Source organism: Streptomyces sp. NPDC005963, from assembly GCF_040638655.1.
Taxonomy (GTDB): domain Bacteria; phylum Actinomycetota; class Actinomycetes; order Streptomycetales; family Streptomycetaceae; genus Streptomyces.
In genome coordinates this window covers 127506-142849 of record NZ_JBEXVD010000015.1, presented here as the reverse complement: position 1 = coordinate 142849, position 15344 = coordinate 127506, and the positions used below count along the sequence as shown (strand labels likewise).

The following is a 15344-nucleotide window of genomic DNA, read 5'->3' as shown; positions in this document are numbered from 1 at the left end:
ACGCTCCGTCCGGCGGCGCTGCCGTCCGACAGTCACAAGGCACTTTTCCACCTCGGAGTACGCGGACCGGCCGTCCCGCCGGCCGCCTCACCGAGGTGTTTGCGCAGCAGCGCCTCCACGACGGCCGAGCGCGGCAGACCCTCCAGGAGCTCGACGGGAAACCGGTCCGCCAACTCCGGTAACTCCCCCTCGGCGAGTGGCGCGCTCTTCCCGGTCGCGCGGTTCATGGCACGCAAGCCCCCTGTTCACGTATCTCGTACGCCCCGGTCGGGGGCGCCGGACCGGCCCGACAGGTCCTGGTATCGTCGGAAATCGCGAGCCGTCGACGAAGATCCACCCTGTGCGTCTGACCTCTGTACGTCTCAACCTCTGTACGTTTGAACCCTGTACGCCCAAAGTCCCGTACGCCCAACCCTGTACGTCTAGCCCCGTACGTCCAACCTCGTACGTCTAACCCCGTACGCCCCGACCCGTGTGCGTCTGGCGTGTGCACCGATCAGGCTCTTTCCACTGTACCCAGCCCGGTCAAGTGAGCCTATCCTCGGTAACGGGGGCTCATGGGGCGAAACCGTCGGGCGTCGGCGTGGAATCATGTCGGTGCCGGACACGGTCCCGCCCATCGTTACGTTGACCGGCGGCAGTCTGCGAGGGGCGCGTGGATCGATCCGTCAACTACTTCTACACCAGCTGCACCAGGGCCGACGGCTGGCCGGACATCACCCGGTTCCATGCCGATCTTGAGTATCGGCTGCGGGTGAAGGAGGGCCGATGGGTGAGCGGCGACCTGGGCGGATCAACGAACGTGGACAGCCCTGAGGCGGTCGCGGAAGTCGGAGTGATGATCGCGCTCTACTCACCCCACTACTTCGCAAGCGCCTCCTGTGCCTTCGAATGGGCGGTCTTCCAGGCCCGTATCCGTCGAAGCGCGCTGCTCGCCCGCCACGACATGAGCCACTGTCTGATCACGCTGCTGTGGAAGCCCGTTCCGGACGGTGCGAGACCGCCGTCCGTGCCGGATCCCGACGAGGTCGTCCACGACGGCCGGGGGCTCGCCGCTCTGATGCAGTCGGACACGCCCGAGTCCTATGACAGCTACTTCCACCTCATCGGACGGCTCGCCGAGCGGATCACCGAGGCGCGACGCACCCAACTGCCCCCCTTCACGCACGCTGATCTCGCCGACGTCCAAACTGAGTTCGGCCCGCCGCCACGCGTCACGCAGGCGTCCGACCACCCGTTCCGGCACGAACCGCTGGGGTCGGACGCCGTCATCCATCCGGGCTCGACCCCGTCGTACGGCGGCCTGCCCCAACTGGCTCCCCCCGATCCACCGGTGACCGCCGGCTCCGCCTCTCCCTTCGCCCCGACGGTCGCCGTCAGTTACGTCGGCGCGGACCAGGCGTGGGCGGACTGGATCGGCTCCCTCCTGGAGGAGGGCGGTCACCCCCCGGTGCGACAGGTGCGCTGGGAGATCGAGCACGAGTCACTCAGCGTGAGTGTGAACCGGGCGCGGGCCGCGGCCCAACGCGTGGTGGTGGTCTTCTCCCGCAGCTACTTCGCGGCCGGGGCCACCGAACCACTGGAGTGGGAGGACGTGTTCACCGGTCCCGACAGCGACCGTCTGGTCCCCGTACAGATCGACGAGGAGCCGCGCCCGGTCCTGGTGCGCCGCGGGTTACGGGTGCTTCGACTGCACGGCTCCGCCGACGACGAGGTACGACGGCTGCGGGCGGAAGTGCGCGACCCGGCCCCCCGCGTACCGCCACCGCGTGAGGGGAAGCTGTGGTGACCGCTCAGAGCGCTCGCCCCCGTACCCCGACCGGCCCGCCACCGATATCGAACCTTCCGGGGCAGAGCCTTCCCTTCGTGGGCCGTGACGCACAGATCGCCGAACTGCTCGGCCTCGTCGAGAAGCATGGTCACGTCCTGCTGCACGATCTGGACACCGGCGGCCAGGGCATGGGCAAGACCCAGATGGCGATCGCCTACTGCCTGCGCTACACCCTCCGATACGACGTGGCCTGGTGGTTCTCCTGCCGGGGTGCGCACGACGACGAAGCCCTGGCGCAGCTGATCGGCGAGCAGTACCGCCAACTGCGCGCCGCCTGTGAGACGACGGACGGCTTCCGCCCCCGTCGACGGAGCGACCCCGCCTGGCTGTTCGTCTACGACCAGGTCGAGCTCCCGGACCGGATCTACGAGCACTTCGTACCGGGCGCCGGACACCGTCTGATCACCTCGCGCACGCCGGGCCCGACCTGGGGCGAAAACCGGCTGGGCCTCGCCGGTCTCACCATCCACGAGTCGACGGGCCTGCTGCTGAACCAGGCCCAGAACCTCACGGCCCGGGAGGCGGGCTACCTGGCCGCGATGGTGGACGGCCACCCGGGGCAGCTCCTCGCCCTCGCCGAGATCGCCCGGGACACCGGATTCGATGCCGCGCGCAGCGCCATGCGCGGGATGCGACCGCGCGGCGTGTCCAGCAAGAGCGGCAACGGCCTGGCGCAGCCGCCGGCCGCCCGGCCCCCGCTCGACAGTCCGCTGTTCCCGTTCGGTACCGATGCCTGGGAACTGTCCGCCCCCTCTCTGGGGGGTGTCGGGTTCCCGGCCGAGTTGCTGCGCGAGGAGACGCCCGCGGAACAGCAGGGCCGTCGGACCGCCCGGCTCGACCCGCAGGACAAGCGGACCCTGATCGAGGCGCTGGGAAGGTCCGCGGTCGGCCGCAGCCGTGATTCCTGGGACGTGTTCATCGACTCGATCCGTCAGGCGACGCGCCTGGACCTCGCCGCGGTCAAGGACGGCAGCAACGCCAAGGACCGCATCATCTCGCTCGTCAACTTCGCGCTGAGCAGGCAGCGTTCGGATGTCATGGCGGCCATCGCGGACGCGGTGGAGGAGCGGGGAGAGGGCGAGGGCGAGATCGACACGGTACGGCGTCTGGTGGACAGGGCCGTGCAAAACTGGGACGCGCCATAGGAACTCCGGGCAGTCCGAGGGCGTTACAGCGAGCAGTTCGGAGTGTTGCGCCGAGCGGTTCGGGGGGTGTGCCACGGGACGCTCGGTTCACTGCGTGGGAGGGGCCATGTCGGACCAGCCGTTCTTTTTCACGAGTTACGCCATTCGCCAGGCGGACCGCCATCTGGTGGCGCAGTTCCACGCCCGATTGCAGGACGAGGCGCAGATCAAGCGCGGACGTGCCCTGCCGCACAAGGGGTTCCTCGACACCGAGTCGCTGAGGCTCGGTGTCAACTGGCGACTGCCGTTGATGGAGGCCCTTCGCACCACCCGGTTCGTGATCGCGCTGATCTCCGACGACTACGTCGAGAGCACCTGGTGTGGGCGGGAGTGGGCCGTCGCCACGGAGCGGGCCCGCCGGGCCACCGTGGCCACGGGCGTGGAGCCGGTGGCCGTCGTACCCCTGTTCTGGACGCGCCCCACCCGGCCGCTGCCCCCAGCGGTCAAAGCGCTCCAGTACCGGACGAACCGGCTGGGAAGCGACTACGCGGAGACCTGTCTGGTGGATCTGATCCGCGGTGACCCGCGCAAGTACCACGAGTTCGTCGTGGAGTTGATGGGCTTTCTCGCGGAGGCGGCTGCCGTGCCCCTGCCGGCTCTGGACCTCGCGAGCGCCAGCGCCCTGCCATCGGCGTTCGCGCCTCTCGCTCCGTTCCTCCCCGCTTCCACGGCGTCGCCCACGGCCGCCGCTGCGCCCGTGGCACCGGAGCCGGTCGCGCCGCTCCGCGACACTCCCCAACCCGCGCCGTCCGTCACCGGCAACGGCGGGCCGCGGATGACCGCGGCTGAGAAGCTGCGGTTCATCGATGTGCTCGTGCACTCCGCGGTCGGGCGTACGAGGGAGTCCTGGGACGTCTATGTGGACTCCATCCGGGGGCTGGTTCTGCCGCTGGAGTTCGACCTGATGACGGACGGCGGATCGGCCCGAGTGAGGAGCGTGGCGCTGGCCAATGAGGCGCTGCGGCGCCCGTCGCCTGATCTGCTGGTCGCGAGCGTCGACGCACTCGCGGAACTGGAGGGTGCGCAGGCGGCGGGACCGCTGCGGGAACTGGTGGACGGCGTGGTGTCCCGCTGGCCGCAGGCGTAGCCTCCGGCGTCTCCGGCGACCGCTCCGGGTGGTGCGGCCCCTGACACATACGGTGACCAGGGGCCGCCCATCCCTCTCGGGAGTCCTTTGATTGCATCCTTCGATGCACTGGTCTGCACGTCCTGGAAGGAGAAGGAAGGAGAAGGAGGGGGACGGATGCGGGGAGTGGGCGGGTAGGGCGCGACCGGGTCGACCGGAAGGGACTTTCGGGCCACGGCGGGAGGCCCTTCGCCCCGAGAGGTTGCGCCCTCGGCGAGAATCACATCCGGCCATGGCTGGTATGGGCCCATATGGGGCGTGAGGGTTTATCGTGCATGACGAGGGGGTTCCGTCGCGGCGTCGGGTCAGTGCGAACCGTCCCGATGAATGGAGGAGTCACCTTGCGGACGCTTCAGCCTCTCGGCACGGAAACGGGCGTCGAGCAATCCTGGGACGTCACGGTCGCCCCGGTGTCCGACTCCACGGCAGCCGGGTCGGACCGCCCCATGAGCGCCGACGCACCGGAGCAGTCGGCTCCGGGCGTTCAGACGGCCATGAGCGGACTCAGTGCCGCACTGCTCGGCCGGGTCACCGGCTTCTACGCGTCCGGCCTGCGCTCCGCCCAGTTCCTGTGGTGTGACGACGGCCGCTGGGCCTGGTGTCGTCTGGAGCTGCGGTCCGCCTCCCAAGGCGTCGTCGCGCTCGACATCCGCCCCCTGACCGGGCCTCCCTCTGGGCTGACCGCCCGCGAGATCGACATCATCTCGCTGGTGGCGCTCGGCCTGTCCAACCGCGAGATATCCAGCCGCCTCGGCACCAGCATCCGTACCGTCACCACCCAGGTCGAACGGCTGCTGAAGAAGCTCGGCCAGGACTCCCGCTCCGGACTCAGCGCGCTCGCCGTCGACCGTGACCTCATCCGGCTGCCCATTCCCGGCGGGGTCGAGCAGCGCTCGGGCATCCGCGTCCTCGACATCGAGCGCCACTCCGCCACGGCGACCGGCGTGGCCACCCCGGTACCGCGTCGGAGCAGGCCGGCCCGGCGGGACACCGTGCGCATCGGGACCATCGCGGTCGGCGGAGCCTTCGCGGCCGACGGTCGGGAGACCGCTCAGGGCGCCGAGCTCGCCGTCCGGGACGTCAACGCCCTGCGCGGTGAGTACGGCCGGGCGCTCGAACACGTCGTCGTCCAGATCGACCCGCTCGACGAGGACTCTGTGCGCCGGGGTCTGGCGCAGTTGGTCGAAGCCGATGTCGACGCCATCACCAGCAGCTATGCCAGCGCCATCAGTCAGGGCGTCTTCGACTTCGCGGCCGACTTCGGGCGGACCTTCCTCCACACCAACACCTGGACGCGCAGTGTGGAAGCCGTCCGTGAGGATCCCCGCCGTCTCGGGCACGTCTTCCAGACCTGTCCTTCGGAGACCGCCTACCAGTCGGCGCTGCTGGCGTTCCTGCGCTCGCACCCGGCATCGGGTCCGTCAGCGCGTACAGGACCGCCCCGGCTCGCTGTCGTGGAACTCGACGGATTCGGATGTGCGATTACCGACGACACCTTCGAGGCCCGGGTGCGGCAGGTGGGGTGGACGGTCACATCGGCCCAGCGCGTCGGCCTCACCGTGGAGCGCGTCGACGAACTCATCCAGGACACGCTCAGCGACCGCCCGGACGTCGTCGTGGTGTCCCACCTCCATGTGGAAACCGCGGCGGAACTCCAGAACGCCATCACCCGCCACAGCCCGGACCAGCTGACTTACCACATCTACACGCCCTCGGTGCCAGGGTTCGCACAGCGGATCTCCCACGGCGGCGAGGTGATCTGGTCCACGGTGACCGGACGGCCCAACGACCCACTCGGACGTCGCTTCACGGATGCGTACGCACGGGAGTTCGGCACCCCGCCCGGTCGCAGCCAGGCCAGCGCCGCCTACGACCAGATACGGATGTTGCACTCGGCGTTCTCGGTGACGGGGTCGTTCCGTCCGGACGCCGTGGACCGCTATCTCCGCGAGTCCGCTTACCGCGGGGTCAACGGCACCTATCTCTTCGCCTCGCCCGGGCAGGCGGTGAGCGGCTACCCGTACGACTCGGGCGACCAGAGCCTGTCACAGCCCACGCTCACCTACCGGCTGTCGGGCCGCGGTCAGGAGATCCTCCCCGTCGGCTGAGGGGCCGATGCGACGGCCGCTCAGGGGCCCGGAACACGGCTGCGGGCGCCCACCGAGGTGAGCGCCCGCGTGCCGGACCGTCTGACCGCCTGCCCTAGATCCCGGATCCCCCTGATGTTCAGGATCCCCCGGATTCTGCGGATGTTCAGGATCCCCCGGACTTCCCGGCGAAGAACGGCCCGTAGTCGTATGTCACGCGGGGCACCGAGCAGGGGTGCCCCAGCACCAGGTGCATCAGCTGTTTCGCCGGCTCGATCACCGCACTGGCGACGGTGGAACCCTGCTCCAGCTCGTGTTCCTTCGGGTTGGGGTGGCAGCACAGCGCGTCGGGGAAGTTCTCGTGGTCGCTGAGCACCTCGTGCCAGCCGGCGACCGAAGGCTGCGGCATCAGCTCGGCCAGCCAGCCCGCCCGCTCCCGCCGGAACAGGGTGTCCGGCATGACCTGCGGACCGTGGTCGGCCGCCGTCGTCGGGAACGCCGAATTGTCGCTGATGAAGTGGTTGGCGTGGATGAGGTACTCGCCCTGGCGCACCGGGAGCCAGCTGATGTCGGAAGCCCTGCCCGGCCGGGTCTCCGCGTCCACCGCGGTGCCGTCAGCGACGATCAGATAGTTCGCCGACGAGGAGCGCGGCGCAGCCCGGAGCACCTCCTCGGCCGCCTGTGCGGACTCCGCTTCCAGCAGCCCGCGCAGCAGCAGGTGGTACGGCATCCCCGGGGTTCCCACATCGAGGGAGGAGATGAGGGCGTTGGTCAGGACCGTCACCCCGGCCGAGTTCATCCCGAACTTGGCGAGGAGCCCCGCCTCCACCACCGACACCCAGCGCGGGCCGCGCTCCGGTATCGCCTCCAGCACCACGACGGTCTGGTGCGAGAAGGGGATCCAGTCCCAGTTCTGGCCCACGATGGGCTCGGGGCCGCGCAGATCGCAGAACGCGGTGCACTCACCGGGGACGGAAGCCGCCGCTGCGAGCTTGCGGGCCTTGCCCGAGAAGAGGATCTCGGTGCGCAGATTGAGGGCGAGGACGTCCTCGAAGGTGACCCCTGCGCCCTCGGCGATGCCCTCCATCTCCTCCAGGTAGCGGGCGTCGAAATCTTGGATCGCCGGTATGAAGGTCCGGGCCAGCGCCGTCGCCTCGTCCCAGGTCAGCTGGGCGAACTTGGCGTACACCCGGGCGTAGTTCTCCAGGGACAGCTGTACGCGTTCCTTGGCCGCGCTGCCGTACTGCAATCCGCGCTCGCGTGCGGTGCCCTCGACCCGGACGACCAGGGGTGCGGGGGGATCGATGAAGTCTTCGGTCGTACTCATGAGGCGCTCTGCCCTCCGTCCACGGCGATGACCGTTCCATTGACGTAGCCCGACTGTTCCGAGGCGAGGAACAGACACACCTCGGCGACCTCCGCGGCCGTTCCCAGACGACGGGCCGGGATGCGTTGCAGCACCTGCGCGTAGATCTCCGGGCTGTGCGACACGGTGGTCATGGGGGTGTCGATCACCCCGGGGGCGACCACATTGCAGCGGATGCCTTCGGGGCCCCACTCGACGGCCAGCTGACGGGCGAGGGAGACCACCGCGCCCTTGCTGGCGCTGTAGGCGGCGCTCGGCTCCCCACCGTCACCGCGTACGGCCGCGATGCTCGACAGCAGGGTCACACTGCCGCTCGCGCCGGTGGCCAGCATCCGCTTCGCGGCCTCGGCCGCGACCAGCAGCGAGCCGCGGGCGTTGAGGTTGACGACCGCGTCCCACTCCGCAGGGGTGGTCTCGATCGCCGCCTTGAAGCGGTAGACACCCGCGCAGTGGACGAGGGCGGTCGGAGCCAGGCCCTCCCAGGCGCGGTCCACCCGCTGGAACGCCTGCTGCACCGAGGAATCGTCGGTGATGTCGCACGGAAAGGTGGTGATGCCCTCGTCGAACTGCTCGCCGTGCTCGTCCACCGCCAGGTCCAGGCCGATCACCGACCAGCCGCGCCGGGCCGCCAGTACCGCGGTGGCCCGGCCGATGCCCGAGCGGGAACCGGTGACCACCAGGCGCCCCCCGGTCCGCGTGCCGTCTGTGGGGTTCATGAGGTGAGCACTCCTCCATTGACGTTGAGGGTCTGGCCGGTCACGTAGTCCGCGCCCGAGAGCAGATAGTGGACGGCGTCGGCCACATCGGCACCGACGCCATGCCGGGCCAGTGGTACTTCGCTGACCAGCAGTTCCCGCTCCTCGTCGAAGGTGCGTCCGCTGCGGCGGGCGCGCGAGTGCAACTCCTCGCGGTGCATCTCGGTCATCACATAGCCGGGGGCGACCGCGTTGACCGTGCAGTGGGGAGCGAGTTCCACCGACAGCGTCTTCATCAGGGACTGCACGGCCGCCTTGGAGGCGCTGTAGGCACCGGCGCCGGGTGTGGGCTGCTGGGCGAAGAGGGAGCCGAGGACGACGATCCGACCGGTGTGCCCGTCGTGGGCCAGGGCCGGCCACACCGCCCGTACGGAGTGCAGCACCCCGAAGAAGTTGATCTCCAACACCCGTTGGATGTCCTGATCGGGAGTATCGAGGAGCGGGGTCTCCGGGCCGCCGACCGCCGCATTGGCGACCAGGGCGTCGATCCGCCCGAACGCCGCGAGGGCCCGCTCGGCCATGAGGGCCGCGTCCTCGGGCCGGGACACGTCGGCCACCAGGGTCGCGATGCGGTTCCCACCGGAGTCGAGTGCCTCGCCCGCCCGGACGACCGAGGGATCGACATCGGTGATCAGGACATTCCAGCCCTCGTCGAGGAGCCGCCGGGCCACGCTGTGCCCGATCCCGCGTGCGGCGCCGGTGACGACCGCGGTACGCCGGGTGGCGGCCGGGGGCACACCCTCCGCCGTGGCCTGGGCGGGAACGCCGCTCATGACCGTGCCGCCGTGGACTCGCGGACCGCGGTCGCCACCTCGTGGCAGCGGGCGAACCAGATCCGCTCATCGGCCCGGACCGAGGTCAGGAACTGCTCCAGCATCCGCAGCCGGCCGGGGCGACCGATGATCTGCGGATGGACGGTGAGGGTCACCAGACCGCCGGCGTCGTGGATCGCGGACGACTCCTCGCCCCACAACTCGGCCACCTCGCGCGACGAGCGGATCGTACGGTCCCAACTGGAGGCGTCGAACCAGAAGTGCGGTGCGTCGTCCAGCGACCAGTGCACCGGGATCTCCACCAGGTCGTGGCGCGGATGGGGATAGGGCAGGACCGCGTCCATCATGTTGGACGAATAGCTGAACCCGTTCGCCACGAGCAGGTCCAACGTGTTCGGGCTGATGTCCCACGAGGGGGATCGGTAACCGGTGATCCGGTCCTGGAAGGAACGCAGTACGGACAGTCCGCGGGAGAGTTCCTCCTCCTCCTGGTCCCGTTCCATCAGATGCGGAGAGCGATGCGTGAAACCGTGGTGCCCGATTTCATGGCCCTGCTCGACGACGGATTCCACGATCGACGGATGCCTTTCCGCATCACCGCCGCAGACGAAGAACGTGGCCGGTATTTCCAGACGCGTCAGCATGTTCAGCAACTGGGGTACCGCGACTTCGGCGCCGTAACGCGCCTGAGAAAGCACTCCGGGCCGAGCGGCGTTCGCAGGGTCTTCGGCGAGCCACAATTCTTCGGCGTCGAAGTCGATGGTCAGCGCCAAAGCCGCGCTATAGCCAGCTGGCCACATACGGGGTCCTCTCTCCAATGCGGGATTGAGGAACACGGTAACGATCAGGACCGTTTTGCGAACTCCGTAAGATTACGTATCGGACCGTGTGAGCGGTCACTGCGCCCGACTCCGGTGCCGCCGAGCCCCACGCCCGTACGTACAGATGCGTATGTCGGTCGTCGCCGGGTTTTGCCACCCTTCGGGAATCGATGGAACCCCGTTGAACCGACGGGCGCGGAGAGGAAAAGCCGGTGTCCAGTCCCACCAGTGAAAAAGCACCTCAGTTGACGAGAGTGCTGCGGTTGCCCGCGATCGTCCTGTTCGGTCTCACCTATATGTCTCCGGTCGCCGTCTTCACGACCTACGGAATCGTCAATGACGAAACCGCGGGACATCTGCCCGCCGCCTATGTTCTGGCACTCGGCGTGATGCTCTTGACCGCACACAGTTACGGCCGGATGGTGCGCAGCTTCCCGGCCGCCGGTTCCGCGTACAAGTATTCCCAGCGGGTCTTCGGCGGCCACGTCGGCTTCCTCACGGGCTGGACGCTGATGCTGGACTACCTCTTCTTGCCGATGGTGTCCTTCCTCCTCGCAGGCATCTATCTGCACGCGCAGTTCCCCGGTGTGCCGCAGGGCGTGTGGAGCGTACTCGTCCTGCTCCTCGTACTGGTCTTCAATGTGCTGGGCGTGAAGTTCATCAGCAAGATCACTGCGATCATCATGGGCATCACCGCACTGCTGCTGGTGGCCTTCGTGACGCTGTCCGCGGTGCAGTCCGAGGTGCCGGCCGGCGACGCCTTCCAGTCGTTCATCCCCGAGTCCGGTCAGTGGACGCTGCTGGCGGGCGGCGCGGCCATCCTGGCACTGAGCTTCCTCGGCTTCGACGCGGTCTCCACCCTCGCGGAGGAGGCCCACAACCCGCGCAAGACCATTCCGCTGGGCATCATCCTCACCACGGCGATCGGTGGCGGTCTGTTCATCCTGGTGGCCTGGGTCGGTTCCCTGGTCCGCCCGGACAACAACTTCACCAACCCCGATTCGGCCGGCGCGGAGTTGATGGAGACGGTCGGTGGCAGCGCACTGAGCGGTGCGTTCACCGCGGTGTACGTGCTCGGCTGCATCGGTTCGGCCATGGTGTCGCAGGCGAGCGTGTCCCGGATCATCTTCTCCATGGGCCGCGACGGACTGCTGCCCCGCAGGCTCTTCGGCCGGCTGAACCCCAAGTTCGGTACGCCCGTGGGCGCGCTGGTCACGGTGTCGGTGGTCGCCCTGCTCTCCACCGTCCTCACCCTCGACCAGGCCGTCGTCATGATCAACTTCGGTGCGCTGGCCGCGTTCTCGATGGTCAACCTGAGCGTGATCAAGCACTACATCTTCGGCAAGGGACGCACGACCGGTGCCCGCTCGCTCCTGATCAACGGCCTGCTGCCGGGCCTCGGCTTCGCCTCGACGGTGTGGCTGTGGACCAGTCTGACGGGCGACACCTTCGTGGTGGGCCTGGTGTGGATGGCGGTGGGCATCGTGCTCCTCGCGATCTCCACCCGGCTCTTCACCCGTCAGCCTCCGGAGTTGCACATGGGCGCCGAGGGTGAGGACTTCGCCGCGCTGGAGACCGAGACCCCGACGGTGTCCCGACCGCACGAGGGCAGCCCGCTGGGCTGATCCCGCCGATGCGGTGACAACGGAAGAACGGGAGGCAGGTGCGGTCCGCGGCACCTGCCTCCTCGCTGTTCGCAGGACTCGTTAGCAGGACTCGTTCGCAGGACTGTGCCCAGGGCTCGCCTCAGAACCGTTCAGGCAGGCACTGCGCCGTCAGTCGAACTGCGGCGACCGGGCGACCACCTGGTCGGCCACGGGGAAGACGGTGCCGCAGTCACCGCACTCCGCATCCCCGAAGAGGTGCGCGATCCCCTCCGATCAGGGCCCAGGAGCGCTGCTCGGGCTCCTGGGCGGATGCGATCCGTGCGAGCCGGGGGAGCGCTGCGAAGCTCGCGGTGAAGGCAGAGTCCAACTGCGGGCAGAGCCGATCCATCAGTTCCGGCCACACGCTACTCGGGGCAGCCTCAAATCGGTCGAGCAGGGCCGGAACGCCCTCTGCGGAACCGAATGCGTCCTTGAGCTGCGACCAATCCGTCATGCCCGGATCTAACCAGGCCCTCGGCGGGGAAACGAGAGCAGGCGAGCACCTGTCCCTTTTCCGCTAGTTGTCCATCGGTTTTCCGCCAGCTCTCCGTCAGCTGCTGCGGTCGCTCCGTTGGTTGCTTCCGTCAGTCGCGGTGTTCAGTCGCGGTGTTTCGGTCGCGGTGGTCATCGTGCGGGACAGGCCGCTCCCACAACGGCCCGGCTCACCTCCCCGCCCTCCTCCCGGAGTGTCAACGGGCCCAACAGTGTTTTCAGTTCGGCCGGGCCGGTGCCCTGCTGATCGAGCCAGGTGTGCAACCGGTCGACCGTGTCCCAGATCGGATCGAGCGTCATCTCCAGGGTGTGCTCCATGGCTCCAGCGTCCCATGCCGACGCGCTGTCGGCAGGCTTCCCGGGTGCGTTGGCCGAGCCTCGCCACAATGTGCTTTTCCTGTGGTTGTTTTCGGTGCACCGTCGGACGGTCGAAGTCACCGCCGGCGATCCGGGGGCGCGGCCGTCATCCGGGCGCACCACACCGTCGAACACCGACCCGTCCGGGTTGCATCCCTCCAGGCAGCGGCCGGTGACACGGGCCACCTGGGGCGACGTGCCGACCCGCGGCGGAAGGACCGGCGCACCCGGTCGAAGACACCGACATCGGAGGGGATGGGTCCGCATCGACGGGCAGCCCGCGCCATATCCTCGCGCGGCCCGGCGGCCGATTGTTGTGCAGGGGCCTCGTCGACGCCGCCGTACACAGCGACAGAGCCGAGGACCCACCGTGCCCTGATTCGAAAGAAAGACCCTAGCCGCGGCCGATGAAGGGCATCCCCGTGGCCATCACCGTCACGAACTGCACATTCGCCTCCAGCGGCAACCCGGCCATGTGAAGCACCGTGCGCGCCACGTCCGCCACGTCCATCAGCGGCTCGACCGCACGCGTCCCGTTCGCCTGCACCACCCCCCGGGCCATCAGCGCGGTCATCTCGGTCGCGGCGTTGCCGATGTCGATCTGCCCGCAGGCGATCCCGTACTCCCGACCGTCCAACGAGATCGACTTCGTCAGCCCGGTGATCGCGTGCTTCGTCGCCGTGTACGGAGCCGAGTGCGGACGCGGCGCCTGCGCCGACAGGGAGCCGTTGTTGATGATGCGCCCTCCGCGCGGCGACTGGTCCCGCATCAGGCGGAAGGCCGCCTGGGCGCAGAGGAAGGCCCCGGTCAGATTGACGTCCACCACCGCGCGCCAATCCTCGGGCGAGAGGTCCTCGAACCGCACCCCACCGCCGGGACCGAACGCACCCGCATTGTTGAACAGCAGGTCGACACGTCCCCAATGCCGGTGGACCTCCTCGAAAAGCGTGGTCACATCGGCGGGTGACGTCACATCCGTGGGGACGCAGATCACCTGTCCGTCCGTCAGCGACGCCGTCCCGGCCAGCGCCCCCGCCCTGCGCCCCGCCAGTGCCACCCGCCACCCCGCACCGGCCAGCGCCAAGGCGACACTCCGACCGATGCCCGACCCGGCACCCGTCACCACTGCGATCCGCGAATGATCCGTCATGGGCGCGCAGCGTAGCCGTCACCGTTCCGGTGCACCGCGCATGACCGCCGCACGGCACCATGACGCGCAGTCGGCCGAACTCCGGAACGCGGCCAGGTACATCACCCGCCGGCGCTGGTTCAACCACACCACGGCCGCGGTGGTGCTCGCCTTCGGCGTGGGGTTCCCGGGTACGGCCCACGCCGCCGCGTTCGACGCCCAACGCATCAGCGAGGACCCGTTCACCCTGGGCGTTGCGTCCGGCGATCCGTTGCCGGGCTCCGTACTGCTGTGGACCCGCCTCGCGCCGCGCCCCTACGAACCCGACGGCGGACTACCGCCCCGCCGGGTGACGTTGCGCTGGGAGGTCGCCCACGACCCCCGTTTCACCCGGGTCGTTCGCCGCGGGAGCGCCGTCGCCCATCCCGAACTGCACCACAGCGTCCACTGCGAGGTGACGGGCCTGGTCGCAGACCGCACGTACTACTACCGCTTCCGTGCCGGCCGGTGGATCAGTGCCACGGGCCGCACCCGAACCGCACCGGCGCCCTTCTCGTCGGTGGGCGCGCTGCGGTTCGCGGCCGTCTCCTGCCAGGCGTACCACCACGGGTACTTCACCCCGTACCGGCATCTCGCCGACGAGGAACTCTCGGCCGTCCTCCACCTCGGCGACTACTTGTACGAGCATCCGGTCAGCCCCGTCGGCGGTGCCCGCCGGCTCACCGGCCGCCCGCTGCCCGCCCACTTCAACCGCGAGACCCTCACCCTGGCGGACTACCGACAGCGCTACGGCCTCTACAAGACCGATCCGGACCTCCAGGCCGCCCATGCCGCGCATCCCTTCGTCCTCACCTGGGACGACCATGAGACGGAGAACAACTACGCGGGCGACGCCCCGGGCGGCTCCCGGCCGACGGAGGAGTTCCTGTTGCGCAGGGCGTCCGCCTACCGCGCCTACTGGGAGCACCAGCCCCTCCGGCTGCCCCAGCGCCCCCGCGGACCCGACATGCGGCTCTACCGCAGACTGCGCTTCGGGCGGCTCGCGCAGTTCGACGTCCTCGACACCCGCCAGTACCGCTCTCCGCAGGCGTACGGGGACGGCTGGCACCTCCCGGGCCCGCAATCGCAGGATCCCGCGCGCACCCTCACCGGTGCCGGACAGGAGCGCTGGCTGATCGACGGCTGGCGTGCCTCCCACGCCCGCTGGCACGTCCTGGCCCAACAGGTCACCTTCGCCAGACGGCGGCGCACTCCGGTGCCGCCGTACGCCGTGAGCATGGACGCCTGGGACGGCTATCCCGCCTCCCGGAGCCGGGTGCTCGCCGGAGCCGAGGCCGCCGGCGTCGATCGACTGCTGGTGCTGAGCGGGGACGTGCACGTGTCGTACGGCTTCGACCTCAAGGCGGACTGGGACGATCCGGACTCCCGCACGCTGGGCACCGAGATCGTCACCACCTCCATCAGCAGCGGCGGCAACGGCACCGCCCGACCCGCCAACTGGGCCGCGCTCACCACCGCCAACCCGCATCTGCGCCACTACGACGGCCGCCGCGGCTATGCGCTCATCACGCTCGACGAACAGCGGATGCGCGCCGACTTCCGGACCGTCACGGCGGTCACCACCCCGTCGGCTCCGGTGGCCACGGCCGCATCCTTCGTCAGCGAGGGCAGGGCCCCGGGGCTACAACCCGTATGACTGCACCACCGGCCGTGCGACCACCGACCCTTGCAGACGGGTGCCAACCATCCCCGCGGAGCTGAGAGCATGGGTGAGGGT

Annotated in this window: 14 protein-coding genes; 6 read left to right on the top strand and 8 right to left on the bottom strand. The window is 69.2% G+C overall.

What is annotated here, in order from left to right; genetic code table 11:
• Positions 1 to 32: 32 nt before the first annotated feature.
• Positions 33 to 227 (bottom strand): hypothetical protein, encoded by a 195-nt coding sequence (locus tag ABZ348_RS20955; RefSeq protein WP_358935154.1) that lies wholly within the window; start codon positions 225 to 227, stop codon positions 33 to 35.
• 428 nt (positions 228 to 655) lie between these two features.
• Between ABZ348_RS20955 and ABZ348_RS20950 the strand changes: the two genes are divergently transcribed.
• The 4 genes from ABZ348_RS20950 to ABZ348_RS20935 all read left to right on the top strand — a co-directional run bounded on the left by ABZ348_RS20950 (position 656) and on the right by ABZ348_RS20935 (position 6249).
• Positions 656 to 1789: a toll/interleukin-1 receptor domain-containing protein gene (locus tag ABZ348_RS20950; protein ID WP_358935153.1), complete on the top strand. Its 1134-nt coding sequence runs from the start codon at positions 656 to 658 to the stop codon at positions 1787 to 1789.
• Between the two features lie 77 nt (positions 1790 to 1866).
• Complete coding sequence (locus ABZ348_RS20945; RefSeq protein ID WP_358935151.1) at positions 1867 to 2976, top strand: hypothetical protein; 1110 nt, start codon at positions 1867 to 1869, stop codon at positions 2974 to 2976.
• A 106-nt stretch (positions 2977 to 3082) separates the two neighbouring features.
• Positions 3083 to 4102: a toll/interleukin-1 receptor domain-containing protein gene (locus tag ABZ348_RS20940; RefSeq protein ID WP_358935149.1), complete on the top strand. Its 1020-nt coding sequence runs from the start codon at positions 3083 to 3085 to the stop codon at positions 4100 to 4102.
• A gap of 380 nt (positions 4103 to 4482) precedes the next feature.
• Positions 4483 to 6249 carry an ABC transporter substrate-binding protein gene (locus tag ABZ348_RS20935; RefSeq protein WP_358935147.1) on the top strand — a complete coding sequence of 589 codons (1767 nt, stop codon included), beginning with the start codon at positions 4483 to 4485 and terminating at the stop codon, positions 6247 to 6249.
• A gap of 145 nt (positions 6250 to 6394) precedes the next feature.
• Here ABZ348_RS20935 and ABZ348_RS20930 read toward each other — a convergent pair whose 3' ends face one another.
• The 4 genes from ABZ348_RS20930 to ABZ348_RS20915 are packed head-to-tail and all read right to left on the bottom strand — an operon-like array spanning position 6395 to position 9895.
• A complete protein-coding gene (locus ABZ348_RS20930) occupies positions 6395 to 7555 on the bottom strand; it encodes a C45 family peptidase (protein ID WP_358935146.1) in 1161 nt (386 codons plus the stop codon).
• A complete protein-coding gene (locus ABZ348_RS20925; protein ID WP_358935144.1) occupies positions 7552 to 8310 on the bottom strand; it encodes an SDR family NAD(P)-dependent oxidoreductase in 759 nt (252 codons plus the stop codon). Before ABZ348_RS20925 ends, ABZ348_RS20930 begins: the two co-directional genes overlap by 4 nt.
• Complete coding sequence (locus tag ABZ348_RS20920) at positions 8307 to 9122, bottom strand: SDR family oxidoreductase (protein WP_358935142.1); 816 nt, start codon at positions 9120 to 9122, stop codon at positions 8307 to 8309. Before ABZ348_RS20920 ends, ABZ348_RS20925 begins: the two co-directional genes overlap by 4 nt.
• Positions 9119 to 9895: a polysaccharide deacetylase gene (locus tag ABZ348_RS20915; protein WP_358935140.1), complete on the bottom strand. Its 777-nt coding sequence runs from the start codon at positions 9893 to 9895 to the stop codon at positions 9119 to 9121. Before ABZ348_RS20915 ends, ABZ348_RS20920 begins: the two co-directional genes overlap by 4 nt.
• Before the next feature lie 260 nt (positions 9896 to 10155).
• Between ABZ348_RS20915 and ABZ348_RS20910 the strand changes: the two genes are divergently transcribed.
• On the top strand, positions 10156 to 11568 hold the full coding sequence (locus ABZ348_RS20910; protein ID WP_358935138.1) for an APC family permease: 1413 nt from the start codon (positions 10156 to 10158) through the stop codon (positions 11566 to 11568).
• A gap of 211 nt (positions 11569 to 11779) precedes the next feature.
• Here ABZ348_RS20910 and ABZ348_RS20905 read toward each other — a convergent pair whose 3' ends face one another.
• The 3 genes from ABZ348_RS20905 to ABZ348_RS20895 form a co-directional block, all read right to left on the bottom strand.
• Positions 11780 to 12043 carry a hypothetical protein gene (locus ABZ348_RS20905; protein ID WP_358935136.1) on the bottom strand — a complete coding sequence of 88 codons (264 nt, stop codon included), beginning with the start codon at positions 12041 to 12043 and terminating at the stop codon, positions 11780 to 11782.
• Between the two features lie 170 nt (positions 12044 to 12213).
• Positions 12214 to 12399, bottom strand: coding sequence for a hypothetical protein (locus ABZ348_RS20900; RefSeq protein WP_358935134.1), 186 nt, complete (start codon positions 12397 to 12399; stop codon positions 12214 to 12216).
• Between the two features lie 433 nt (positions 12400 to 12832).
• Positions 12833 to 13588: an SDR family oxidoreductase gene (locus ABZ348_RS20895; RefSeq protein WP_358935132.1), complete on the bottom strand. Its 756-nt coding sequence runs from the start codon at positions 13586 to 13588 to the stop codon at positions 12833 to 12835.
• A 40-nt stretch (positions 13589 to 13628) separates the two neighbouring features.
• Here ABZ348_RS20895 and ABZ348_RS20890 point away from each other — a divergent pair, with 40 nt between their 5' ends.
• Complete coding sequence (locus ABZ348_RS20890; protein WP_358935130.1) at positions 13629 to 15263, top strand: alkaline phosphatase D family protein; 1635 nt, start codon at positions 13629 to 13631, stop codon at positions 15261 to 15263.
• Positions 15264 to 15344 lie beyond the last annotated feature (81 nt).